At 39.2% G+C, this 25,700-nt stretch carries 24 protein-coding genes; 5 read left to right on the top strand and 19 right to left on the bottom strand.

Translation table 11 applies throughout. The annotated features are described in order from the left end of the window. From KHA88_RS00415 to KHA88_RS00405, 3 genes are all read right to left on the bottom strand, one after another. Entirely contained in the window at positions 1–516 is a 516-nt protein-coding gene (locus tag KHA88_RS00415; RefSeq protein ID WP_213121266.1) for a DUF84 family protein, read from the bottom strand. A gap of 64 nt (positions 517–580) precedes the next feature. Further along, positions 581–1,651, bottom strand: coding sequence for a M42 family metallopeptidase (locus KHA88_RS00410; protein ID WP_213106688.1), 1,071 nt, complete (start codon positions 1,649–1,651; stop codon positions 581–583). Between the two features lie 99 nt (positions 1,652–1,750). After that, the gene (locus KHA88_RS00405; protein WP_249305913.1) at positions 1,751–2,026 is read right to left on the bottom strand and encodes a phospholipase A2 family protein; all 276 of its coding nucleotides are present in this window, start codon (positions 2,024–2,026) and stop codon (positions 1,751–1,753) included. Positions 2,027–2,210: 184 nt separating this feature from the next. On the opposite strand from KHA88_RS00405, the gene KHA88_RS00400 reads away from it, so the two are divergent. Beyond that, a complete protein-coding gene (locus tag KHA88_RS00400) occupies positions 2,211–2,522 on the top strand; it encodes a PepSY domain-containing protein (RefSeq protein ID WP_213097714.1) in 312 nt (103 codons plus the stop codon). Positions 2,523–2,633: 111 nt separating this feature from the next. On the opposite strand, the gene KHA88_RS00395 is transcribed toward KHA88_RS00400, so the two are convergent. Continuing rightward, entirely contained in the window at positions 2,634–3,494 is an 861-nt protein-coding gene (locus KHA88_RS00395; RefSeq protein ID WP_213121265.1) for a YtnP family quorum-quenching lactonase, read from the bottom strand. A gap of 252 nt (positions 3,495–3,746) precedes the next feature. Next, entirely contained in the window at positions 3,747–4,406 is a 660-nt protein-coding gene (gene trmB, locus KHA88_RS00390) for a tRNA (guanosine(46)-N7)-methyltransferase TrmB (RefSeq protein WP_213097716.1), read from the bottom strand. 98 nt (positions 4,407–4,504) lie between these two features. Here trmB and KHA88_RS00385 point away from each other — a divergent pair, with 98 nt between their 5' ends. After that, positions 4,505–4,786, top strand: a complete 282-nt coding sequence (locus KHA88_RS00385; RefSeq protein WP_213097717.1) for a YtzH-like family protein — start codon at positions 4,505–4,507, stop codon at positions 4,784–4,786. Here KHA88_RS00385 and KHA88_RS00380 read toward each other — a convergent pair. The 6 genes from KHA88_RS00380 to pepV all read right to left on the bottom strand — a co-directional run bounded on the left by KHA88_RS00380 (position 4,778) and on the right by pepV (position 10,706). Continuing rightward, on the bottom strand, positions 4,778–5,551 hold the full coding sequence (locus KHA88_RS00380; protein ID WP_213121264.1) for a phosphotransferase family protein: 774 nt from the start codon (positions 5,549–5,551) through the stop codon (positions 4,778–4,780). The two genes, KHA88_RS00385 and KHA88_RS00380, sit on opposite strands and share 9 nt — an antisense overlap. Before the next feature lie 264 nt (positions 5,552–5,815). Further along, a complete protein-coding gene (locus tag KHA88_RS00375) occupies positions 5,816–6,781 on the bottom strand; it encodes a diacylglycerol/lipid kinase family protein (protein ID WP_213106686.1) in 966 nt (321 codons plus the stop codon). Continuing rightward, on the bottom strand, positions 6,774–7,718 hold the full coding sequence (locus KHA88_RS00370) for an NERD domain-containing protein (protein WP_213097720.1): 945 nt from the start codon (positions 7,716–7,718) through the stop codon (positions 6,774–6,776). Before KHA88_RS00370 ends, KHA88_RS00375 begins: the two co-directional genes overlap by 8 nt. Before the next feature lie 22 nt (positions 7,719–7,740). Next, positions 7,741–8,307, bottom strand: a complete 567-nt coding sequence (thpR, locus tag KHA88_RS00365; RefSeq protein ID WP_213121263.1) for an RNA 2',3'-cyclic phosphodiesterase — start codon at positions 8,305–8,307, stop codon at positions 7,741–7,743. A 104-nt stretch (positions 8,308–8,411) separates the two neighbouring features. Then, positions 8,412–9,263: a D-amino-acid transaminase gene (dat, locus tag KHA88_RS00360; RefSeq protein WP_213097722.1), complete on the bottom strand. Its 852-nt coding sequence runs from the start codon at positions 9,261–9,263 to the stop codon at positions 8,412–8,414. An 18-nt stretch (positions 9,264–9,281) separates the two neighbouring features. Continuing rightward, positions 9,282–10,706: a dipeptidase PepV gene (gene pepV, locus KHA88_RS00355; protein ID WP_213121262.1), complete on the bottom strand. Its 1,425-nt coding sequence runs from the start codon at positions 10,704–10,706 to the stop codon at positions 9,282–9,284. A 230-nt stretch (positions 10,707–10,936) separates the two neighbouring features. On the opposite strand from pepV, the gene KHA88_RS00350 reads away from it, so the two are divergent. Further along, positions 10,937–11,746, top strand: coding sequence for an alpha/beta fold hydrolase (locus tag KHA88_RS00350; RefSeq protein ID WP_213121261.1), 810 nt, complete (start codon positions 10,937–10,939; stop codon positions 11,744–11,746). A gap of 39 nt (positions 11,747–11,785) precedes the next feature. Here KHA88_RS00350 and KHA88_RS00345 read toward each other — a convergent pair. Further along, a protein-coding gene (locus KHA88_RS00345) for an IS3 family transposase (RefSeq protein ID WP_213121260.1) occupies positions 11,786–13,140 on the bottom strand; the annotation gives its coding sequence in 2 pieces (ribosomal slippage) (positions 11,786–12,687 and positions 12,687–13,140; 1,356 coding nt in all). A 272-nt stretch (positions 13,141–13,412) separates the two neighbouring features. On the opposite strand from KHA88_RS00345, the gene KHA88_RS00340 reads away from it, so the two are divergent. Further along, positions 13,413–13,631 (top strand): DeoR family transcriptional regulator, encoded by a 219-nt coding sequence (locus KHA88_RS00340; protein WP_213097725.1) that lies wholly within the window; start codon positions 13,413–13,415, stop codon positions 13,629–13,631. Between the two features lie 379 nt (positions 13,632–14,010). Here KHA88_RS00340 and KHA88_RS00335 read toward each other — a convergent pair whose 3' ends face one another. From KHA88_RS00335 to glgB, 5 genes are read right to left on the bottom strand one after another with little or no spacing between them, the layout of a single operon-like run. Continuing rightward, positions 14,011–16,437 (bottom strand): glycogen/starch/alpha-glucan phosphorylase, encoded by a 2,427-nt coding sequence (locus KHA88_RS00335; RefSeq protein ID WP_213121259.1) that lies wholly within the window; start codon positions 16,435–16,437, stop codon positions 14,011–14,013. A 12-nt stretch (positions 16,438–16,449) separates the two neighbouring features. Then, entirely contained in the window at positions 16,450–17,874 is a 1,425-nt protein-coding gene (glgA, locus tag KHA88_RS00330; RefSeq protein ID WP_213121258.1) for a glycogen synthase GlgA, read from the bottom strand. A gap of 55 nt (positions 17,875–17,929) precedes the next feature. Then, entirely contained in the window at positions 17,930–19,036 is a 1,107-nt protein-coding gene (glgD, locus tag KHA88_RS00325) for a glucose-1-phosphate adenylyltransferase subunit GlgD (protein WP_213097728.1), read from the bottom strand. Between the two features lie 27 nt (positions 19,037–19,063). Continuing rightward, positions 19,064–20,200 (bottom strand): glucose-1-phosphate adenylyltransferase, encoded by a 1,137-nt coding sequence (locus KHA88_RS00320; protein WP_213121257.1) that lies wholly within the window; start codon positions 20,198–20,200, stop codon positions 19,064–19,066. After that, a complete protein-coding gene (glgB, locus tag KHA88_RS00315; RefSeq protein WP_213121256.1) occupies positions 20,197–22,119 on the bottom strand; it encodes a 1,4-alpha-glucan branching protein GlgB in 1,923 nt (640 codons plus the stop codon). Before glgB ends, KHA88_RS00320 begins: the two co-directional genes overlap by 4 nt. 295 nt (positions 22,120–22,414) lie before the next feature. On the opposite strand from glgB, the gene pulA reads away from it, so the two are divergent. Continuing rightward, positions 22,415–24,571, top strand: coding sequence for a type I pullulanase (gene pulA, locus KHA88_RS00310; RefSeq protein WP_249312844.1), 2,157 nt, complete (start codon positions 22,415–22,417; stop codon positions 24,569–24,571). Positions 24,572–24,619: 48 nt separating this feature from the next. Here the strand turns inward: pulA and KHA88_RS00305 are convergent, their stop codons facing one another. Together KHA88_RS00305 and KHA88_RS00300 are read right to left on the bottom strand one after the other, a co-directional pair. After that, positions 24,620–24,778: a hypothetical protein gene (locus KHA88_RS00305; protein ID WP_213121255.1), complete on the bottom strand. Its 159-nt coding sequence runs from the start codon at positions 24,776–24,778 to the stop codon at positions 24,620–24,622. A 113-nt stretch (positions 24,779–24,891) separates the two neighbouring features. Beyond that, complete coding sequence (locus KHA88_RS00300) at positions 24,892–25,599, bottom strand: pseudouridine synthase (protein WP_213097732.1); 708 nt, start codon at positions 25,597–25,599, stop codon at positions 24,892–24,894. Positions 25,600–25,700: the final 101 nt, after the last annotated feature.

Here is a 25,700-nt window from a genome sequence, read left to right as displayed (position 1 = left end):
TCATTTGAGCCAGTCCCCTTTTTGACCAATGAGCAATTTCATAATGTGAATAAACAATTCATCGCGGTTGACCATGCCATTTGTGAAGATACCGATGGCCCCTTCCTTTGATCGAACATTTTCACGCCTGCTATATATATCCATCAGCGGACCAAGTTCTTCCCCTGCACGCAAGTTTACTGCAATCTCATCAGGTAATTTAATTCTTGCTCCACCTGCAAGCAATGTGGTTTTTCCATTTTCGGCAAGCGCTCCCCAGTTACATAAAAATAATCCGAATGGTGTTTCCATGACACCGCCTTCCAATCCAATAGCCACATCCGCTTCCATATGCTTCAAACAATATTCAGCTCTATTTATAGCTCCTTGCATCGTTTCTTCATCTGAAAATGGCATTTCGCTTACATTGGATGGCGCGTCAATCGACATAAAAGAACCCTGAATCCTTGCCTCTTGCAAGGTATATTCAACTGCTTTGATCTTAACTGGATTTTTCGAACCAACTGCTATTTTCATTAAAATTTCTCCTTTTATTTTCACCAAATAATAACTTAAGAGGCGAATCTCTCCGCCTCTTAAGTTATTGCTTTATGATTGAATCAACAGTCGCGCGGTCACTCGCCTTCACTAGCTTCACAATCAATTCCTTAGCTGCAGCATAATCGTCGACATTAATGATTGAGGCGTGAGTATGAATATATCTTGAGCAAATACCAATCACGCCACTTGGGACACCTTCATTCGAAACGTGAACACGCCCTGCATCCGTCCCTCCCTGTGAAATGAAATATTGATACGGAATATCATTTGTTTCAGCTGTATCAAGTATAAATTCGCGCATGCCTTTATGGGTTACCATAGAACGGTCGTAAATCCGTAATAAAGCCCCTTTTCCAAGCTGACCAAATTCCTTTTTATCACCAGACATGTCATTTGCCGGACTTGCATCGAGTGCAAAGAAAATATCTGGTTTAATCATATTGGCAGCAGTTGCCGCTCCCCTTAAACCGACTTCTTCTTGGACAGTCGCCCCAGAATATAAAATATTTGGCAGTTCCTCGCCTTGGATCTCTTTCAATAACTCAATAGATAATCCGCAGCCATAGCGATTATCCCATGCTTTTGCCATGATTTTCTTAGGGTTCGCCATTGGTGTAAATGGACAGACAGGTACAATTTGCTGGCCGGGTTTCACACCGATCCGCTGTGCATCTTCGCGATCGTCTGCACCAATATCAATCAACATGTTTTTGATGTCCATTGGTTTCTTCCGCTGTGCATCGCTTAAAAGATGTGGCGGGATCGAGCCAATCACTCCATCAATTGGACCGTTTTCTGTCACAATATGTACACGCTGGGCGAGCAAAACCTGACTCCACCATCCGCCAAGCGTCTGAAAACGGATCATTCCGTTTTCCGTTATATTCGTCACCATAAATCCAACCTCGTCCATGTGACCGGCTACCATGACAGTTGGACCTTCCGGATTCCCACGCTTAACGCCAAAAGTTCCCCCTAGACGGTCTTGTACTACCTCATCAGCGTATTTTCCTAATTGTTCACGCATAAACTTTCGAACGGCATGTTCATTTCCCGGAGTTCCAGGCAGCTCTGTAAGCGTTTTAAATAAGTTCAATGTCTCCTGATTCATCTGAGTGCTCCTTTGTTTTACAAAAATAATAAATGGGATACTTCATATTTTACAGAACTTTCAACCGGCTTGCCACAAATGCGATTTTATTAAAATTGATTAGTAACAAAATGTTGTTTTAAATTTCATCACACGATACATGAGAGCTGCCTGCCGACCTTTAACGGTATGAGGGTTCATCTTGGATTGTAGACAATTGATAAGTTCATGATCACATTGGCAATGTTGCCTTCCACTGCTGTAGCAGCGGTCATGTCTATAGCAGCAGGCATCCACATCATTAATAGGTGCACCTGGTCCGCTACATCCGGGACCGCACCATCTATACTCCGGAAAAACGCAGAAAGATAGGGGTTTTTGTCGCTTTCTTGGCATTCTTCTATCCATACCAACACCTCCTAAAAACTGTTTTATTACCATGAATATGTTGAAAGATAATAGATTGAAATGGCAAAAAACCTATTAGATTCAAATTTATATGTAAAAGTCAGATTAAAGTCGAAGAAAAGTTTCAGTTCTTGTATACTGAAACTACTTAACAACCTCGGAGGTGCAAGATTTGAACTGGAAAACATTTATTGCCGGAGCGACTGCAGGTTTAATTAGTGGTTATTGCCTTAGCACAAAACTGAATCAAAAAATGCCTTTGACAGGGGAAAAAGTACTTGCCGATGTAAAACGAGCTTTTAAAAAAGAAGGTAGTATTGATGGCTCTTGGATGCAAATGAGACCTGAAGATTATCAGAAATACGCGATTAAGACGAAAGTATACCGCGGTGGCATTACAAGGAATCAAAACGGAGAAAGCCAGCAATTCGAATTCATTGCGGATGCCTATACAGGCAGTGTGCTTGATGTGTATCCATTGTAAGAAATAAAATATATCAAAAAACAGGCAGAAAATGCCTGTTTTTTTGAATTCCGACGTCTTTATCGCCCGTTGGACAGAGTTTATGGGCCGTTACGGCATCTTTATTAGCCATCACGACATTTTATCTTCCGGTCTCACTCGCTTAACCGAATCAACAATATTTCCGTCCCGATCCCACTTTAACGCACGGTAATGACCATCATGGTAAAAGGTAAACCAATTTCCAGCTTCTATTGCAGCGGGTATCCATTCCTGTTTTGCACGGATTGAATCCATTGGATAATCATCATAAGCTAACACCCATAATATGTTTTGATGGGCATGTGTAGGCATTAAATCCCCCATATGTACAAGCCGCTCACCGCCACTCTCAATTGTGATGATGCAGTGGCCATCGCTATGCCCGCCTGTATGAATCATTTTGATTGAGTTCTCAAATTCTTGTTCACCTGTAAATGTCCGCACCTGATCTGCGATCGGCTCCCAATTTTCTTTCCAATATGTATTCCGTGAACGAATATTTGGATTTCGCATTTCATTCCATTCGATTTCCGAAGCATAAATAACTGCATTTGGGAAAACAGAAGCATATCCTTCCCCATCACGCTTTGTCAAACCACCCGCGTGATCAAAATGAAGGTGCGTCATACAAATAATATCAATGTCTTCAGGTTTCAATTCCAGCTCAGCCAATGATTCTTCAATCTTAGATTCTTCCGTTACCCCATAATTCCGGATTTGCTTCTCCGTCAGTTTCCCCTTCCCCAGGCCGGATTCTATTAAAATGTTTTTGCCATTCAGTTGTAAAAAAATCGGATCTGTGCGAAGTTCTATTTGGTTTTTATCGTTGACTGGATATTTCCTCGTCCATAATGGCCTTGGTACGACTCCAAACATCGCCCCCCCATCCATGAACGTATCTCCGCCGTTTAGCCATGTTAAAGTAATTTCCCCAAGTTTAAATGTCTCCAATTTCTCAACCTCCCTGCTTTTTAGAATATTGTAACATTGTTGCCATTTCTACACACGTACAAAAGCGCAAGCGCCTTGATTAGCACCGACAAGCAAATGTTCTGAGACAAGAAAAGTCAGGTCTTGACTTTAATTGGCTCAGGTTATTTGACCTCGAGGGGCTAGGCGCTGGAGTTGGACGATGACTCACTTTCTTGGAACCTATCCACACAGTATTATTTGATAATTTCCTTAACACCAAAAAACCGCTGATTACACATCAGCGGTTACCATACTTTGATATTTTACTTCACAGCGATAAATCGGCTGACCCTTAGCGGAGAATTTCTCCTCATACTCTGTCATGATATTGCCAGCAAATTCGCTGTTGTGCAAATCAAGACTAACATATTGCAATAACATTCCGTAACGTGAAAAACTTCCAAGGGAATATTCAAACAATCCTCGGTTATCTGTTTTAAAATGGATTTCACCTTCATCCACGAGCACGTCTTCGTACAATTTCAAAAATGATTCGAATGTTAGACGCCGCTTTTCATGTCGTTTTTTTGGCCAAGGATCGGAAAAGTTCAAGTAAACTCGGTCCACATCCCCTTTTGCAAAAAACGTGCGTAAATCTTCTCCATTCGTATGGAGTAACTTTACATTCGACAGTTCCGCTTCAATTAATCGATCCAATGCCGAAACAATGACGCTTTCCTGAAGTTCAATTCCGATATAATTCACATCCGGATTAGCCCGGGCCATTTCAGTCACAAACCGACCTTTCCCCGTTCCTACTTCAATGTGAACCGGGTTATTATTTTCAAATAATTCATTCCAACGTCCATGATAATATTCCGGATTTGGAATGACATATTGTGGATGTTCTTCAATTTTTTCTTTTGCCCAAGGCTTATGTCTTAAACGCATGTATGATACACCTCATTACTTTTTTTACATGAATAATGCTAAATGAACTGCGTAAACTAGCAAGGATTCTAATTTAGAGTTGAAAGGAAGGATTCCATATGCCACTTAGCCACCATGACCAAGTTCATTTATTGCAAGATATTTTAGTTAATCATCTTGAAGACTGCTGTGGATCTGTTTCCGAATGTGAACAATTAGGCCGGCTCGTAAAATCACTTCTTGTGAACCAATCGGTTGCACCTGAAATGCAGCCATTGCTTGAAAATATTTACGCCTATTGCCAAACTGGAAAAAATACGGCAGATCTCGACAACCATATAAACGCCCACCAGGAAGAGTTATCCCAGTGGGTTGGCCAAATTAATAACTATTCAATTTAAAGTTGTTAAATAATTGAGCCAATGATCCATTTCTTTGATCCTGTTCTTGTTTTTATGCCATTGGACTGAAAGTAGCGTGTGGGCAATTGTATACCATTTCATTCGCAATTCAAGTTCTGGCGTTAATTTAGCACCGTATTGCTTCAGCCACATAGACCAATTCTCTCTAGGGATATACCAATATAGCAGTAGTCCAAGATCAAGGGCAGGATCGGCAATCATCGCACCATCCCAATCGATTAAATACAGTTCATCTGTATCGGAAAGTAGCCAATTATTATGGTTTACATCTCCATGACAAACTGCCCATTCTTTACATTGTATATTTGAACCTTCTCTTTTTAAAAAAGAGAGCGATGTTTTGACAGCTTTCAAAGTAAGTAAAGCTTCATCTAAAGTAGATTCCACCTCTAATAACATTTGAGAGGATCCATACGGAGTTTTCCCCAAACGCTCTAGCATTGTTAAAAGCGGACGCGATTCGTGAATTTTTTTTAACAATTTAGCGGCACGGTCCTGAGCCATTTCCTTTGGCTCAAATTCTCTGCCGTTTAAACACTGTTGCGCAGTGATCACATCGCCATTTTCCATTCTTTTTGTCCATATTAATTTGGGGACTATTCCTTCTGCAGATAATACTGCTAGAAAAGGGGAGGAATTACGCTTAAGAAACAACCTTTGGTTCTCGTTCGTTGCAAAAAAAGCTTCTCCTGTTGCACCACCAGCAGAAATGATCTCCCAATCCTGCCCAAATAAATGTTCCACCGTCATTCACCTTCAATTATGTCAACGGAGATCGTCCCCCGAATCATCTTTATCTGAAAGAACATAAGCGCTGGAGCTGGACGGAGACAATCTCTGTCCAAAGTAATCCACAAGTTTGCGACTTTATAGTTCCTATTAAAAAGAAAAAAGACAGCTATTGAAACAATCCGACCACAATAGCCATCCCTATGTTAAATTTTAGCGCTAATCGACTTTTTTCGTCAAGCATGTTTTGCTATTTTCCTAAAAACATTTCACTATCTATTACTTTTTAGGAGGTAATTTGTCCGGATTTTGGATAAGTCTCCAACTTTTTGGACAAACCCGAATGTGGATCGGCGTTTCACCAATATTTTCGCCATCTGCATGAATCGGTTTAGAATCATAGAAACGTACTGTGATTTCTTTCCCTTTATATGAATCTACTTCTTTATTTTTTAGATGTCCACCCCAAAAAACACTAATAAACAAGAAGAGAAGTTTTAATCTCGATAATTCATGAACGACTACTACATTTAATTTTTCATCCTTCGGATCAGCCAGAGGAGCAATTTGCATTCCACCTCCATAATAAGGCTGATTGGATATGGTCACAAACCAAGTTTTATTATACACCTTGGTCTTCCCATCTACAAAAATTTCAAGTGTACTTGGGCGATATCGAAAAATTTCGGTGACTAAATAAAAAGCATAAATCAATTTTCCAAGTGAAAAAACATTCAGCCATTTTTTTAACTCGGATCTATTTGCTTTCTTTGTAATGACAGCATCAAATCCTGCTCCAATACTATTCACAAAATAACCGCATTGACCATTGCCCAGTTCGTAAAAACCGGCATCGTAATCGACTCCTGAAGAATCAATCCACTTGAGGATAAATTCAATACATTTTTCTGGATTTGCCGGTAATCTAAAGCCTCTTGCGAAATCATTACCGGAACCAGCTGGTATGTATCCAATAGTAACGTGAGGGAAATCAATCACACCATTGATGACTTCATGAATGGTTCCGTCTCCCCCAACTGCAACGATGAGCACGGAAGAGACAGCATCATTTGCTGTGTTTGTCGCAAGTTCAACCCCATCGGCTTCTTTTTCGGTAAAATAAACTTCATATTGAACATCCGATAACTTCTTTTCAAGTCGCTTCCATATTTTCAGACAGTATCCATTTTTCGCTGCCGGATTCACAATGAAGACGAGCTTGTGCCGCTCTAATGGTTTATTCATTTTCCGGATTCCATTCAGTACGCCGATAGGAAGACGTCTGACAATAGTCTAACAGCGCTTTAGCTGCTCGTAATTGCATCATTTTTAATGGCGAACTAGAGCCCCTCACTTTATGGAACCATTCCTGATACGTCCGCTTATCAAGTAATAATAATTCACCAGGAACTTCGGGATAATCAATATAGCCATTTCTAGAAATAATCGCTTTTCGGATCGGAAGCTCGACTTCATATAATCGAAAAAGTTGGTTCACAATTTTTTCCATTCGTCCTGCGGACAACGCCGGATTTAATACTTTACTGTCTTGATCATTGGACCTTTTCAACCAAAAATGATCGGTTGAACCGATATATGCGGCATTTTCCTCGCTTTCCAAAAAAGCAAGACACCAGATTTCAGTTGGTGTCAGTAGTAAAACTTCCAATTCCACCGGTGCTTTTTTCAATAAAAAGATCGGTTCATAGAAAAGCAGGAATGTATCAGGAAATCGCTGTATAAAGTGATACAGTCTCTCATCCGAATAATACATTGAATCAACGAATGACTTTTCCGCAATAGTTGAGCTCGCCCATTTCATTTGAAACCGCAATAACTGATCAAGGAACTGCTGTTTCAATTCCATTTCCGTATCAGCAGCTTGAAGGGAGAGTGAAAAATCCATTTGTTCATCATTTTGATTGTGAATTTCTGCTTCTTCTATTTCTTGAAGATCCTCAACATCTTTCTTATTGAACCAACCTCTTACCTTATCTAGAAATCCTTGTTCAATGCTCTCTTTTTCAAAAGTGTCTTTTGATTCCGGAACTACACCCATTTCCCAAGCATTTTTCATTTTTTCCCACTGCTGCTTTTTTAATCGGACAAACTGGGTTGGATAGCGCGACAAATCCGTTTCATAACGGGATATATAGTCTTGTAATTTTATCAATTGAGCCAATTAAGATGACCTTCCTTTAACGTCAAGACAGCAGCTTGAACGACTCTATTTTTTCATATTTAGGAATCCGTTCTGGATGTGTTTGATAAACGACTGCTTCCATTGCAAGGCATTCAATATTAGGAAAAAACTCTTCCGCATATTGCTTAAGTTCATCTTTTATAAACGATTGTTCTCCCATCCATTTTCGTGCAAGGGTGATATGGGGCTTAAAAGGCCGCTTCTCAAGATGGAACCCTGCAACTGTACAGCAATCATATGTAAGTTGCTGAAGCTCTTTTAATGCATCAGAATGTCCTGTGTCCGCCCATAAAATCCTTGGAGCTTTATTACTGCCAAATACGCCTATACCACCTACCGAAAGCGGAAAAGCCGGAAAATCACATAAAGCCTGTTTCGTCCGATGAATTGCTTCTAAAAGCTGTTTTTCCGCTGCGCGTCCTAGAAAAGCAAGCGTGATATGATAATCTTCATGATGAACCCAATTTTTAAAAGGGTATTTCTTCTGAAGCTGATTGCTTATTTCACGCAAGCTTTCCTTCACTTCATCCGGAAGCGATAGCGCAAAAAAGTAATGGCCAGTTGACATCGCTCATACTCCCCTCGGGGTTAATGATATTTAGTTTACCAAATTAGCTTAATAAACAAAAGTCTGCTTCATCCGGGATGAAGCAGACTTTTTATTAATATTTCCTATTTCGTATGTGCCACGCCTATTTTTTCAAAAAACAAAGATTGGAGTTTTCTTGTTAACGGGCCTGGTTTTCCGTCCCCAACGACTTTGCCATCAATCCGGATAATCGGCATCACTTCAGACGTTGTGCTTGTGACGAAAATTTCTTCTGCTTCAAGTAATTCATCCAGTTGAAATGCCTCTTCAGAAAAAGGGATGTTATTGTCGTTGCACAACTCCATGACCACTTGTCGGGTAATTCCATTTAAAATTAGATTTGTTGCGGGATGGGTTTTTACTTTACCATTTGAAACGATATAAGCATTGGAGGCAGAACCTTCCGTTACCGTGCCGCTTCGATGTAAAATAGCTTCATAACAGCCTTGTTCCTTTGCTGCCTGTTTTGCCAGTAAGTTCGGAAGCAAATTTAAACTTTTAATATCACAGCGCAGCCAGCGAATATCGTCCGCAACGATCGCTTCTACACCGCTCTCTAAAGAAGCTTCCGGTCTTGCCACTACTTTCGTATAAGCAGTTAAAACCGGTTTAACATCTTCCCCGGGAAACACATGATTTCTTGGTGAAGCACCCCTTGTTACCTGCATATAAACGGATCCGTCGATAATGTCATTTTCTTTAATGAGCTTATTTAACATGCTTTGCAGTTTTCCTTTTTGAAAAGGAACAGCTATGTTAATTTTTTCCGCACTGCTATAAAGCCTGTTTAAATGTTCGTCCCCAGTAAAAAGTTGGCCGCCATAAACGCGAATGACTTCATACACACCATCACCAAATTGATAGCCGCGATCCTCGATATCAACAGAAGCATCTGATCTATTCATGATTTGATCGTTTACAATTACCTTTTCCATTGCTTCCACTCCCTTCATTTATTTTGTTCGAGCAAGTTCATATATTGCTTGAGCATAAATCGCCGTTGCACTGAACAAATCTTCCAATTCCATATACTCATCTTTTTGGTGAGCTACATCCGGTCTCCCTGGAAATAATGCGCCAAAGGCTACTCCAGATGTCATTGTCCTTGCATAAGTTCCGCCGCCAATTGCGAGCAGTTCTGCTTTCTCATGTGTCTGCATTTCATATACCCTTTTTAATATTTGTATTAATTTATCATCCTCTGGTACGTGATGGGGTTTCGAATCATTCAAATTAGCAATCATAAAACTTGATTTTCCCGCGACATTTGTGATTGCTTTCATTCCATCTTCCAGTTTAAATGTTACGGGATAGCGCAAATTCAAGCCAAATCTGCCGCCGTCTTGTTCATTGTAAGACATTTTCCCAACATTGATTGTTAACGCTCCAGTAATGTCATCACTATACTGTACACCAAGTGCACGCCCATGCGAATCTCCAAAAAAGAATTTGACTGCTGAACAGACATAATCTTTCCCATACTGGTCAAGATTGACAGTTGATAAAAAATTAGCAAGAAGTAAGCCGGCATTTTTACCTTTGTCAGGTTCCGAGCCATGTGCCGATACTCCTTCTAAATCCAAAATTAAATAACCGCTTTCTATATAATATCGACCATTCAATCCTTGACTGCTTAGAAAATCATTAAATAGCTGCATTAATTCTGTATGGTCTTGTTTTACATCCAGTACAGCTTTCGCATAATCAGGAACCATATTGTAACGCAATCCGGACGTAAATGATAAGAGTGTAATATTCGCAGAATTTTTTTCATCAGCTGTATCAACTGTTTGCACGAGATCAAAATCGGCGATCCCTTTTTCCGCATTGATTATTGGAAAGTCAGCGTCTGGGGCAAATCCCATATCAGGCATTTCCTCATGCTGAAAATAATGGGTCACACAGCGCATTTCGCTTTCTTCGTCAGTCCCAACAATCAATCTGACACGGTTTTCAAGGGGCAGGCCAAGCTCTTTTACAATTTTCATTGCATAATAAGCAGCCATTGTCGGTCCCTTATCGTCGATGGCTCCACGTGCATAAATTCTTCCGTTTCTCACTTCACCACCATAAGGATCAACGGTCCATCCGTCTCCTTCAGGGACAACATCTACATGACCCAAAACGCCAATTAAGCCATCGCCGGCTCCCATTTCCAGGTGTCCAGCAAGATTTCCAACATTTTTGGAAATAAATCCATCTTTTTCACCGAGTGTTAGCAAATAATCTAATGCTTCTTTTACTTTACTGCCAAGTGGTGCATCTTTTGTTACATTTTGTTCATCAAGTACGCTTTTAATTTTTAACAGGCCTTGCAAATCTTTAATTAAATCTTCTTTTCTTTTATCTACTTCTGCTTTCCAGTCAATTGTAGTCATTATCATAACTCCTTCGACCAATATTCTAACTGTTTTCTATTGTACCTCTTTTATAGCCCTCAAAAAAAGGGAAAAAGGTTACGAATTCACTTTTAACCATTGAAATCCACTGCGAATCTGAAATGCATGTTCATGTTTCTTCATAAATAGACAAATTTCTTCACTTTTCATTGTAAAAATGCTTTAATAGATTAGTATATATTTTTGTTATAAGGAGCTGTTCGCAGGCTGTGCTGCATTATCGTCTCTATAAATCGGATCCTGCTAATCCTTGGGTGACACTTATTCACGGAGCTGGCGGAAGTTCCAGTATATGGTATAAACAATTAAAAGAATATCGAAAGCGCTTTAACATTTTAAGCATTGATCTCAGGGGACATGGCCGCTCCATGAAAGGACTATGGAAAAAGAATGACTCGTTTGTCGAAGTAGCAGATGACGTCATTCATGTTATGGACCATTTAAACATCGTAAACAGTCATTTTATCGGCATTTCTCTCGGTACCATAGTGATTCAGACACTCGTTCAAAAATATCCTGAACGTGTTTCTTCACAAATACTGGGTGGTGCCGTCATTAAGCTTGATATTCGTACGAAGCTGCTCGTAGGAATCGCTAATATTGTCAAACATATCGTTCCATATATGTATTTATATAAATTATATGCGTGGATTTTAATGCCCAACGAAAATCATAAAGAATCTCGCTTAGCATTTATTAATCAAGCAAAAAAGATGTGTCAGAAAGAATTTATTAGATGGTTTGCATTAACGAAGGCGATCAATCCATATTTAACTTCTTTACAACTGCAAGTAAACAACATTCCTACCTTATTTGTTATGGGTGAAGAAGACTATTTATTTCTTGCGCCTGTGAAGGAGCTCGTAAAAAAACAACCCGAGTTAAAACTCATTACTATCAAAGATTCGGGCCATGTATGTAATATTGACCAACCTGAAACATTCAATCAAGTGACCGTTCAATTTATTCAAAAAGTTCATGAGTTATTAATTAATTCAAAAAGACAGTCAACGGGATAATTATGAAGTGACCCCGAAAAGTTAGACACGGTTATTTCATCAGGCAGCTTGCTCAAAATGAGTTCGGTATTGTACCGGACTCATTTTTAATTTTGCCTTCATCCGTTTCGTATTATAGTATTCTATATATTTTTCTAATTCTTGTTGAAAATGTTCTACACTCTTAAATTCACCATAGTAAATGAATTCTGACTTTAGTATTCCGAAGAAGTTCTCCATCACAGAGTTGTCGTAACAGTTTCCTTTACGAGACATACTTTGTTTAATCCCTCTTGCTTGAAGCGCATGGCGATATTGTTTCATTTGATAGTGCCAGCCTTGATCTGAATGCATCAGTAGTGAGTTCTCTTCAGGTAGGCGTTCTAATGCCTTCTCTAACATTTCCGAAACCAATGAATACGTTGGTCGCGGGCCAATGGTATACGTAATAATCTCGCGATTAAATAAATCTAATACAGGCGATAAATACAGCTTTTCTCCAAATAATTTAAATTCCGTAATATCTGTTACCCATTTTTCGTTAGGGGCGTCCGCTGTAAATTGGCGGTCTAAATGATTAGGCGCAATTTTACCGACAGTGCCTTTATAAGATTTATATTTTTTCATACGTACAAGGCATTTCAAACCTAACTCTTTCATGATACGTTGAACCTTCTTATGATTTACTTTTTTTCCACGATTCGCTAGCTCATCACGAATACGACGGTAACCGTAACGACCTTCGTGTTCTTCATAAATCGCTTTGATTTCTACTTTTAAATCGGCATCTGGATCAGGCTGATTCATTCGTTTCACTAAGTCATAATACGTACTACGTGGAATGCCAGCGAGCTTTACAAGTGCTTTCACCGAATATTTATGCCTTAACTCAAAGACTATTTGCGCTTTGTCTTGTTTGGTGATTTTTCCTTGTTTTGAACTAAGGCATTCAACTTTTTTAAATACTCGTTTTCCATTTCAAGCTGTTTAATGCGCGCTTCTAAAGCTTCAACTGAACCTTCAGCTAATGCTTGTTTTGGTTGTTTATTTGACTCCTTATTCATGGATGGACGCCCCTTTTTCTTTGTCTGAAGGGCATCAATTCCTTGTTTTTCGAGTTGATTCTTCCAAACAAGAATACTAGAAGGTGCAGGAATATTAAATATAGCTGCTGTTTCGGTTAAGGATGCGCCATTTTCAGTCATAAAGTTTAGTACATCCAGTTTAAACTGTTGTGTATAACTTGTACATTGTTTATTAAAAGCTTCTACCCCATTATGTTCAAATTGCTTTGCCCATTTATAGATGTGTCTAAAATTTATCCCCAGAGATTTTCCGACTTCTCTGTAACTCTCATTCCCATTTAAATAACGAGCAACAGCTTGTAATTTTTCTTCCGCAGTAAATTTAGCCATAAAAATACACCCCAATTGTTAGAGTATGTGTCTAACAATTGGGGTGCAGTTCATTATTCCCCATTGGCTGTCTTTTTAGTATTTTTTACCTTATTTCAAGTTCCCCTTTAAATAATCTAACAAATGAGTTAAAATGGAAGTGTCTGATAAATCAATTAACCTTAGAAGGAGTTGTCCGTACGGAAAAAAACGTCTGAAAAGCCGCCGTTTTGTCCGGGGCATTAAGCCGTCCGCACCATCTGCCAAGGGATTAAAGATGAGGGAGTGGTTTCTTGAAACCTTCGACGAATAGAATGCTCACTCGAATTAAAGACATCTACCTATTCATTAAAGATAATGGCACCGTAACGACACGGGAGCTGGCAGATGCATTCGGGAGCACACCTCGCACCATTCAAAGGGATTTGAATGTGTTAGAATACAATGACCTAATCAGCAGCCCGCGACGCGGGAGATGGACAACAACCGAGAAAAGAGTCAAAATTTCATAACGATATTAAAGCGCTGACCTGATAGTAGGTCAGCGCTTTACCTTTATTTGTCTAGCTCCAGCGCCCAGCGACTAGCAAACTTCGGGATTCTTCCTACGATAAGTCAACATCAATTCGCCTGCGTGTCTAGCTCCAGGCGGCAGGGGCTCGAGGTCACAAGTCAGTCGCTTTTGAAGGCAAACTACGCCTTCTGTCAGCGCCTGCCTTGTGCTTGTCGCCCCTGAACAGCCGCCTTCCGCTTTTCTAGGCTCATTGTGTTTCCTTTATCTCGATTAAAAAGGATCCGTCGACTAGAATCGCCACGTCCTGTGGCAACGTCGACACACCCACATCCTGTGGGCGGTTTGTACGTCGCTTAACGGGCGCTTGCGCTTTTCCATTAAACCGGTTTTATTTTCCAAATATCTGTCACGTATTCCTGAATCGTCCGGTCACTTGAGAATTTCCCTGAGTAAGCAATATTTGTCACACTCATATTGAGCCATGTTAACTTATCCCGGTATGCTTGCTCAACAAGCTCATGGGTCTCGATATAAGGTTCGAAGTCCTTTAACACAAAATAAGGATCATTGTGTGAAAGAATATTGTAATAAATATCTTTAAACTCAATTTCATGAGAGCCGAACTCCCCGTGATTTAATTGATCTAAGATCCGCCGCACCCTGTCATCCGTATTGTAAATATCAGTAGCATTATAACCGCCGTGATGATAGTAATGTAAAACTTCATCCGCTGTTAAACCGAAAATAAAAATATTTGGATCGCCGACTAAATCCTTAATTTCAATGTTTGCCCCGTCTAATGTTCCGACAGTTAAAGCACCGTTCATCATCATTTTCATATTGCCCGTGCCCGACGCTTCTTTACTCGCGGTTGAGATTTGTTCACTAATATCAGCGGCCGGAATGATTCTCTCCGCAAGACTTACGTTATAGTTTTCTAAAAAAATGACTTTAAGCTTTCCTTGAATATCCGGATCATAGTTTACAATGGAGGCAACTTTATTGATTAGTTTAATGACTTCTTTCGCTAAATGATAGCTTGGCGCTGCCTTTGCTCCAAATATAAACGTACGGGGTATCATATCAAGATTGGGATTTTCTTTCAATTCATTGTATAAATAAATGATGTGAAAAACGTTAAGCAACTGCCGTTTATATTCATGAAGCCGTTTAATTTGGACATCAAATATCGATTGATCATCCACTAAAATGCCAGTGCGGTCATGAATGAAGTCGGCTAATAATTGCTTATTTTTCCGCTTCACCTGATCGAACTTTTCTAAAAACGAACTATCCTTCGTGTATTTCAATAAACTAATCAACTGTTTCGGACGTTGGATCCACTGCGGACCAATGATATCAGTGATGAGACCCGCTAATTTCGGATTTACTTGCAATAACCAGCGGCGATGGGTGATTCCATTCGTCTTATTGTTAAATCGATCAGGGTAAAGTGAGTAAAAATGCTTCATTTCTTTTTTCTTTAAAATATCGGTATGAATTCGTGCAACGCCATTCACGCTAAAGCTTCCAACAATCGCCAGCCGGGCCATGTGAACTTGATCGTCAGCAATGATAGCCATCTCAGGTATTTTTTCTCTCAGATCTTGATGATCGAACCAAATACCTTTACAAAAACGTTCGTTGATCTCATCAATGATCATGTAAATACGTGGAAGCAAATGCTTAAGCATCCCCTTTGGCCACTTTTCGAGCGCTTCACTCATGATGGTATGATTCGTATAAGCTATCACCTTCGTTGTTACTTCCCAGGCATCATCCCAGCTGAAATGTTCCTGATCCATGAGAATTCTCATCAGTTCAGGAATTGCCAAGCTTGGATGTGTATCATTAATTTGAATGACAACCTTTTCAGGCAGACGCTTTAACGACATTTGACAATTTTGTTTAAAGTTTTTAACGATATTTTGAATACTGGAAGAAACAAGGAAGTATTGTTGCTTTAAGCGCAATACTTTTCCATCATGACTTGAGTCATCTGGATATAAAAATCCGGAAATTTGTTCAATAGAATGCTGATGATCTAAAACATGATAATAATGGGATTCTTCTGTTAAGTGGTTCCCTTCTTGAAAAACCGGTTCGGCACTCCAAAGCCGAAGAGTGTTAATCACATCGTTTTTATACCCAACGACAGGAATGTCATAAGGAATTGCCATGACTTTATCAGTATTTTCATATTTGAATTCAAGCGTGCCATCATTCTTTTTGAACATATGTACATCGCCATGAAAATGGATACAGATGGCTTCTTCTTCTTTCCTGGTTTCCCAAGCATAATGATCATTTAACCAATAATCAGGTAGTTCAATCTGATTACCGTGAATAATACGTTGTTCAAATAAACCGTAGCGATATCTAATTCCAAATCCGTGACCTGGGTAGTGAAGAGAGGCTAATGAATCAAGAAAGCAAGCCGCTAATCGACCTAACCCCCCATTCCCTAAGCCTGCATCATGCTCAACCGCATAAATTTGCTCAGGATTTAAGCCAAGTTCAGTTAATGCCTGATTTGAATGTTCAAGCATCCCGCAATTAAGAAGATTACTTTCAAGTAATCTTCCGACTAAAAACTCCATCGATAAATAATAAACTTGTTTACAGTTTTTCTCTTTGTATTTTTTTTGAGTTTCGAGCCAATGCGGCATGATTTCTTCATTCACAATCGAAGCGATTACGTAATAAATATCTTTATTCTGTGCATCTAATATGTCTATCCCTTTGTCTGTCTTCAGTTTGTTTACAATCCGTTCTTTTAGTTCCTCTACAGTTAGCTGTGGCAAGATCAGCCCCCCTTATACGTAAATAGATGTAATTTCCTCATAAAGGTTTGCATAGTCGCTAGCTGAATCCTTCCAACTGAACTGACTTTTATTGACATTTTTTAGAAGCTGAGACCATTGAAATGGATCATTGAAAATTGTTAATGAATAGCGTAACACACTCAAAAGATCATGAGCATTGTAATTTGTAAAACTAAATCCATTTCCTTCACCCGTTATTTCGTTAAATGGATGGATCGTATCTTTTAGCCCGCCTGTTTCTCGAACAATAGGAACCGTTTTATATTGCAAGGCAATCAGTTGGGCCAGTCCGCACGGTTCAAACTTAGATGGCATGACAAAGAAATCGGCACCCGCATATAATTGGCGCGCTAGCCCTTCATCAAAGGTTAATATCGTCGCTAGTTTTTCCGGATAGCGATGAGCAGCCTCCGCAAAAAACGATTCAAATTCTTCATCACCAGTGCCTAAAATTGCCAATTGGACGTCCTCTTGAAGAAAATCATCTAAAATATGTTTTACGAGATGAAGCCCTTTTTGCTCTACAAGACGAGTAATAATAATATATAGTGGCTTTTCACTATCAATCGGCAACCCAATTTTTTCTTGAAGAGCAATTTTATTACTCTTCTTTCTAGCTCTCGAAGAACGATATTTCACTGGAATAGATGGATCTTTTAATGGATTATATTCATTTGTATCGATACCGTTAAGCACACCGACTAAATCAGCTGACCTTTCTAAAAGGATGGAATGAAGTCCTTCACTATAATAAGGATCTTTAATTTCCTCAGCATAACTCGGGCTGACGGTAGTAATTTTATCGGCATGAAACAGTGCACTTTTTAGGCAGTTTAACATCCCATTCCATTCCATACCGCCAATATGCTCTGCAGGTAATTGAAGGAAATCGTCATATGTGCCAAGAGGCATGACTCCTTGGTATTTAATATTATGAATGGTAAAGACCGTTTTCATGTGTTCAACCGGCTGCATAATTTTCACGAGTGCCACAGCCATTCCTGCTTGCCAATCGTGGGCATGGAAAATATCCGGTTTAAAATCAATATGTGCCAAAGCTTCAACGACAGCTCGGCTGAAAAATACAAACCGTTCTCCGTCATCATAATACCCATAAACACCTTTACGGGTGAAATAATAGTCATTGGCGATGAAATAATAAAGAATATGATTATGTTCAAGTGTATAAATACTGACTTCCTGGTTACGCCATCCGAGGGGGACATTGAAGGAAGCGAGGTATTCCATCTGATTCCGCCATTCTTCCGAAATTTCATCATAAAGTGGCAGAATGACGCGCACCTCCATCCGCTCATACTGTTTCAAGCTTTGAGGGAGTGACCCAATCACATCTGCTAGTCCTCCAGTTTTAACAAAAGGTGTACATTCCGATGCGACAAATAATACGTTTTTCAAAAGAGATTTCTCCTTTCATGCCTATGAACACTTACTGTCTAGCCTCCAGAGACTTTTAAATAATTTGTCTTTTTGCGATTATATACGGTTTATCCTTTGAACCAATAAACCTTTGGTTTGCCGTTACGTGAACATCTTTATCTAAAATGACATTTTCTAAATAAACTCCTGGTTCAATCGTACAACGCTGCATAATGATCGAGTTTTTGATTGTAGCTCCTTCTTTTACTGAAACACCACGAAACAGCACACTGCCCTCTACCTCGCCATCAATGATGCAGCCATTTGCTAGAATTGACTTTTTGACACTCGATTCATTGCGATATTTCACCGGAGGCTGGTTACCAACTTTTGTACGAATAAATGGTTCCTTGTAAAACAGATCCCGAAAATTATCTTCCGACAGTAGATTCATATTGTGACGGTAATAACTTTCAATCGTATTGATAAACGCACAGTAGCCATTATATTGATAAGTTTGAATCTTTAAATCAGAGAGATTATCTTTAATTCCATGGATAAAGAAATGATCCTGATGATGGGCGATACATTGATCGACCAAATCCATCAAAAGTTCTTTGTTAATAATATAAACTCCTGTAAATAATTTCGGATTCTTCTTATCATTCGTTATATCTTTGACCCATCCATCTTCATCAGCTTCAATTCGAAAACATGAGTCATGTTCAGTATCAAACGTCTCAACATGGGTAGAAATAAGCGTCACATCTGCTCCGCGATCTAGGTGAAATTGAAAAGCTTCTTTATAATCCGTATTTGAAATAAATTGACTACCGCTGATTAGGACATAGGAAGACGTACCGCGATGAAAATAATCCCGGTTATTATGGAAAAATTGTAAGTCTCCTTTTGAAATATCAGATGGGTCATTCCAATCAGGCGGAAGAATAAATAAACCACCATGTCGCCGATCCAATTCCCAGTTTTCCCCTGTTCCAAGATGATCCATTAAGGAACGATATTTATTACGCGTGAAAATTGCTACTTCTTCGATATTAGAATTAACCATATTGGAAAGAGTAAAATCAATCAAACGGTAACGCCCAGCAAAAGGAATGGAGGAACCGTTTCGAAAATAAGTTAATTCATGGAAAAAATGATGCTCATGCTCTAGATTAATAAGACCCATCATTGTGTTCATCTATCTTCTCCTCCTTTAAAATCATTTTTACGATAATATTCTTGTTAAGTTGTCTTGATCGATGATGAGCGGTTCCTGATCCAGTCCAATCCGAATAGTCGTACCTTCCGGAATTTCCGTATTTTCCATCACAATGACTCGTTCTAAAGTAGAATTTTCACCTACTTTTACACCAGGATGCAAGATTGATTGTTTAATCATGCTGCCTTGTTGAATGATTACATTTTTAAATAATACGGAGCTTTGCACTGTTCCACTTATCCAACATCCGGAGTTTACGAGTGAATGCTTCACAACTCCTGTTTCAGCGATATATTGTGGTGGAAAAGTTGAATCATTCGAGTACATTCTCCAGTTTTTATTGTTTAACGAAAGGCTCCAATCTTCGTCCAGTAAGTCCATATTTGCTTCCCAGTAGCTTTGAACAGTACCGACATCCTTCCAATACCCTTCAAACCGATATGCATAAAGGCGACGGTTATCACCAAGCATGGCAGGAATAATATCTTTGCCGAAATCGTGGCTGGAAAACTCCAATTCTGCATCCTCTAATAAATAGGATTTTAAAGTGGACCATGTAAACATATAAATACCCATAGAAGCCAAATTATTTTTCGGATATGCCGGTTTTTCATCAAATTCATAGATTCGCATATCATCGGTAGTATTTAGAATTCCAAAGCGGGATGCTTCCTCCCAGGCAACAGGAATGACCGATATGGTGGCATCTGCCCCAGTTTGTTTATGGTCTTCCAATAGCTTTTTATAATCCATTTGATAAATATGGTCACCCGAAATAACAAGAACATATTCAGGGTTGTGTTGATCAATAAAATGAATATTTTGATAGATTGCATCTGCCGTTCCAGAATACCAGTTGCCGCCATCTTTCGCAGTATAAGGCGACAGGATTGTGACGCCCTCATTAGGTCGATCCAAGTCCCATGGCTTGCCATTCCCGATATGTTTATTTAATTCAAGTGGAGAATATTGGGTCATGACACCCAACGTATGAATGCCGGAATTTGTACAATTACTTAAAGTAAAATCAATAATGCGATATTTTCCGCCAAAGTGTACGGCTGGTTTTGCCAAATTCGTCGTTAATTCCCTTAACCTCTTTCCTTCCCCACCAGCTAATAACATGCCTACACATTCTTTCATTCCATGACCTCCTCAGTCATTTTTATCGTGTTTTTTCGTTTGAAAACGGCGATGGCTAAAGGGGGGACTTTAATTTTTATATGCTGCGGTAATGTATGCCACTTTTTCGGTATACTAAAATGATCAGCTTCATTGATCTGACCTGATCCCCCGAATTCTGCTGCATCTGAATTAAATACTTCTACATACGTCCCAGGAGCCGGAACACCAATTTTATAGTCATAACAAACATTCGGTGTGAAATTACAAACAATGATCAGTTCATCTTCCTGGTTCGAGCTGCGTCTGCGAAAAGCAACGATGCTTTGATCCACATTATGGGGATCAATCCATTCAAAACCTTCAGAATGATGATCCAACTCATAGAGCTCCGTGTTATCAAGATAAAAGTGATTTAACGCTTTTACGTAAGTAAACATTGCTTCATGAAGCGGATAATCCAATAAGTGCCAGTCAAGTTGCTCTTTATCTTTCCATTCAGCGTATTGTGCCAATTCTCCCCCCATAAATAGCAGCTTTTTACCAGGGTGTGCCATCATATAACCATATAGCAATCTTAGATTGGCAAACTGCTGCCATTGATCACCAGGCATTTTATTAAGCAATGATTTTTTTCCGTGGACGACCTCGTCATGTGACAGCGGCAGTAGAAAGTTTTCCGAATGGGTATACATAAATGAAAAGGTAAGTAAATTGTGATGCCATTTACGGTGGATGGGATCTTTCTCCATAAATTTGAGCATGTCATTCATCCAGCCCATATTCCATTTAAAATTAAATCCAAGACCTCCTGCATAAGTCGGTGCAGTAACCAGTGGCAAATCTGAACTATCCTCCGCCATCATCAAGGCGGTCGGTTCATAAGAAAAAACAATCTCATTTAATTTGCGGATGAAAGCATATGCTTCGAGGTTCTCTTCACCGCCAAATGAATTGTAGATCTTTTCATCGCCATCATATTTATCGAAATTAAGATAGAGCATGCTTGCCACTGCATCTACCCGGATGCCGTCTATATGGTATTCCTGAAACCAAAAAAGGGCATTTGAGATTAAAAAGCTTTGTACTTCAGGGCGTCCAAAGTCAAAGGTTAAAGTTCCCCAAGACTTTTTCTCTGCTTTACGAGGATCTGCATATTCATATAATGGTTCGCCATCAAACTCTCGAAGGGCAAAGTCATCCTTACAAAAATGTCCGGGGACCCAGTCCATAATGACACCAATGTTGTGCCTATGGCACTCATCAACGAAATGTTTAAAATCATCACGAGGACCGTACCTCGATGTTACAGAAAAATATCCGGTAATTTGGTAACCCCACGATAGATCAAAGGGGTGTTCAGCCAGTGGTAATAATTCAATATGTGTATAACCTAGCGATTTGACATAAGGAATTAATTCACCTGCAAGCTCACGATATGTATAAAATTCACCGTCTTCCTTTGTTTTCCAAGAACCTAAATGAACCTCATATATTGAGACAGGGGATTTATAAGCATCGAATTTTTTCTTTTTTTCTTGCCATTGTTGGTCATTCCATTCATAGACTGACGATATAGGGGTTAAAGATGCTGTAGCAGGTCGAAGCTCAGATTGAAAAGCGTAAGGATCTGCTTTTAACAATACATGACTATTAGATGTCACAATTTCGTATTTATAGGGAAGATTTTCGGGAATATCCGTAAAAAAGCCGACCCATAAGCCCTCATCAGTAATTCTCTTTAATGAATAGGCACTGCCATTCCATTGATTAAAATCACCAACAACACGAATTTCTTTGGCGTTAGGCGCCCATACTGCAAATCTATATCCATGGGTATCTTTCCAATCAATATGATGACAGCCTAATAATTGATGACTATGATAATTCGTCCCTTGGTGAAATAAAAATATATCTCGTTCAGAAATGTTGTAATACAATGTGCTGACTCCTTTCTTGAACTGTTGAAGAACATGTTACTGTAAAAAAATGTATTGCAGAAAACTAATCAAGTTCTATTATAGGAGATTATGAAGGGTATTTACTGAATTTTCCTTCGACAAATATCTCATTGATCAAGTAGATTTACCCCGGTGTTTGTCGAACAAATTATTTAACTATAACAGAGCAAGTTTAGGATCCTTGTTATAAATTGGAAAATCAAGGATAATAATTTAAAATAGGAAGAAATCCTTATTCTAGGTCATTCGTTTCCCGGAATTAGACTAAAAACATATGATAAAAAACAGAAATGTTAATGATGAAGGGGTTGCTATTGTGGATACACATGTGGCCTGGATTGATGATGTTCACGTGTTAACAGTTATTGCAGAAAATATCTCATCATTGCTTCATGCTGATGAGCCACCTGTCATTTATTGGGCAGCGGAAGATAAGTATTTTACGGCAAAAGTGGAAGCTGTCATTGATCATTCCACTGTGAAAATAATTTTTTTTGAAGAACTGCCGATTGGAGAAAGTCTTGTCCTTATGTGGGGAAAAGCGAACATGCCTATTTACCCAAGAGCAATCGTTCGAACTAGTTGGTTTGACCTCCATTATTCCGCTTTGAATAGTGAATTGGGTGCATCTTGCGAAAAAGAAGTAACTACATTTTCTATTTGGGCTCCTACTGCGTCTTCGGTAAAGTTATATTTAAATAATAATATTTTTTTATTAAAAAAACTTAAAAATGGTGTGTGGGAAAGAAAAATCGAAGGAGATTGGCATGGTTTCACTTATGAATACGAAATTAGTGTCAATGGAAAAACGTCATTCATAAACGATCCTTATGCGAAAGCTATGCTTGCTAACAGTGCAAAAGGTGTGGTTGTTGATTTTTCCAGAACGAATCAGCTTAATTTTGACAAACTAAAGAGACCGAAACTCGAACATTTGCAAGATGCGATTATTTATGAACTACATGTAAGGGACGCGACGAGTCAAGAAGAAAGTGGGGTAGTCAATCGAGGGAAATTTTTAGGTTTAACAGAATTAGATACAAAAACTCCTAATGGTTATTCAACAGCAATTTCTTATATAAAAGAATTAGGAGTCACACATGTTCAACTTTTACCAATAAATGACTTTGCTCGTGTCAATGAGTCTTATCCTGAAGATGATTATAATTGGGGCTATGACCCATTATATTTTCAAGTTCCTGAAGGGAGTTATTCGGGTTCTCCGGAGGACCCCATCGCAAGAATTAATGAATGTAAAAAGATGATTCGGTCATTTCATCAGGAAGGACTTTCTGTCATTTTGGATGTCGTCTATAATCATGTGTTTATTATGGAGGAATCGCCATTTGAAAAGCTTGTTCCCGGGTATTATTTCCGCTATCACGAAGATGGCAGGTTGAGTAACGGAACAGGAGTTGGCAATGATCTCTCCACAGAGCGGACGATGGTTAGAAAGTTTATCCTGGATACGATTCATTTGTGGCTGAGTGAATACAAGGTAGATGGCTTTCGTTTTGATCTGATGGGGGCCATGGATATTGAAACAATGAAAGAAATTCATGATCGCTGTGCTGATGAAGCAGTGCCGATTATGTTACTAGGTGAGGGCTGGGAACTTGCGACAGCATTGCCCTCTGAACAGAAAGCTACCTCCTCTCATTCACATCTTTTACAAGGTATCAGGTTTTTTAATGATTATTTCCGTGATTCAATTAAAGGAAATTTATTTAATACTAACGATGCCGGTTATGTAAATGGGAATGGTCGTTTTATTGAAAGGATGCCCCATCTTATCTCCGGCTCTGCCTTAGAAGAGTTTGGTACCCCGATCGTTTCGGAGGTAAATCAAACAATTAACTATGTTGAATGTCACGATAACCATACACTTTGGGATCGTCTTCTTCTTACTAATGATCAAGAAAGTGAATGGGTGCGAAAGAAAATCCATCAGCTCGCTTCAGGGATTACATTAGTGAGTCAAGGAGTACCATTCATTCATGCAGGGCAAGAGTGGTTTAGAAGTAAACAAGGTGATGAAAACAGCTATCTTTCCGGTGATCATATCAATCAATTAGATTGGAGCAAAAGGGAAATAGAAGACGAAAATATAAAATTTATTAAAGACCTCATCGCATTGAGAAAAAAATATGATGTTTTTCGCCTTACTACTAAACAAGAAATCAGAAGAAGATTACATGTTTTAGACACGCCCGTACCAGTTTTCGGCTTTGCATTATTTGGAAATAACGAGGACTTTTCCATATATGTCAATCCAACAAACCAAGACTATGAACTCCAATTGCCCTCACCTGGGAAGTGGCATACGGCTGCAACAAACGATTTACAACGACACAACCAAGAAGTAAATGGCGAATACACATCCGTCGGACCCTACGAACTCGTCATCCTAATGAAATCCCGTGAAAAATAAAGAAAAATCGACAGGTGCCTGGCACCTGTCGATTTTTCTTTATTTGCCTTACTTACCTTTTCGACCAAGTTGGGAATTGCGATTTGCCCCTTTCATCGGATCTTCTCCAGCGGCAAATTCGGCAGTAAAGTCACTTTCCTCAATATTTTTCTTCGGTGTTTTACTATACTTCTCTGCAGCATTTCGTACAGCTTTACGCTTAACCATAAAAAATCCCCTTTCAATCGCGATAAAATCATAAATAGTTTCTCCACTTATGACCTCCATATCCGCGGGAAAAGGGATTCGACAAAATCCGGGGCGTGCCTGTCACTTGTCGATTATTCTTTAAGTAATTGTATTTCTTTTTCGGTCAGTTCTCTGTATTCTCCAAGTTGTAATATGTCGTCCAGCTGAATCGGTCCCATTGATACTCGCTTCAGATAAACGACTTTTTTGCCAACGGCTTCGAACATCCGTTTAACTTGATGGAATTTCCCTTCAGTTATGGTTAACTCAATGTCGGAATGCAAGCCTGATTTTAAAATAGTGAGTTCTCCTGGTTTAGTATGATATCCATCATCGAGGATGACACCTTTTTTAAATTCTTCGATATCAGATTCCGTCACTTCGCTATTAATTACGGCAAAATATGTCTTCGGAACATTTTTCTTTGGCGAAAGTAATTGATGTGCAAGCTGACCGTCATTCGTTAGAATCAACAACCCCTCCGTATCTTTGTCAAGGCGGCCGACAGGAAATGGCTCATAGACGGAGTGTTTTGGATCAAGTAAATCGACAACAGTTTCGTCATGATAATCTTCAGTCGCCGAAATCACACCAGGTGGCTTGTTCATCATCAAATAAATAAATTCACGGTATTCGACTTCTTCGCCGAAAATCAACACGGAATCTTTGTAGGGATCGACATGGAATTTGGCATCCTTGATGGTTTGTCCATTGACCGCGACACTTCCACCTTTTAAAATTTTCTTCACTTCTTTTCTACTTCCATAACCAACATTAGAAAGCAATTTATCAATTCTCATGAACGAGCTCCTTTAAAAGATAATAACTAATTTTAGGCATTCGCCCATACACCTCGCCTACTTTTACATAGGCTGATGATGCAGGACCTAACAGAATGGAG

It is taken from the genome of Lederbergia citrea (assembly GCF_018343525.1).
Lineage (GTDB): Bacteria > Bacillota > Bacilli > Bacillales > Bacillaceae_C > Lederbergia > Lederbergia citrea.
This window is presented reverse-complemented; position numbering and strand designations above follow the sequence as displayed.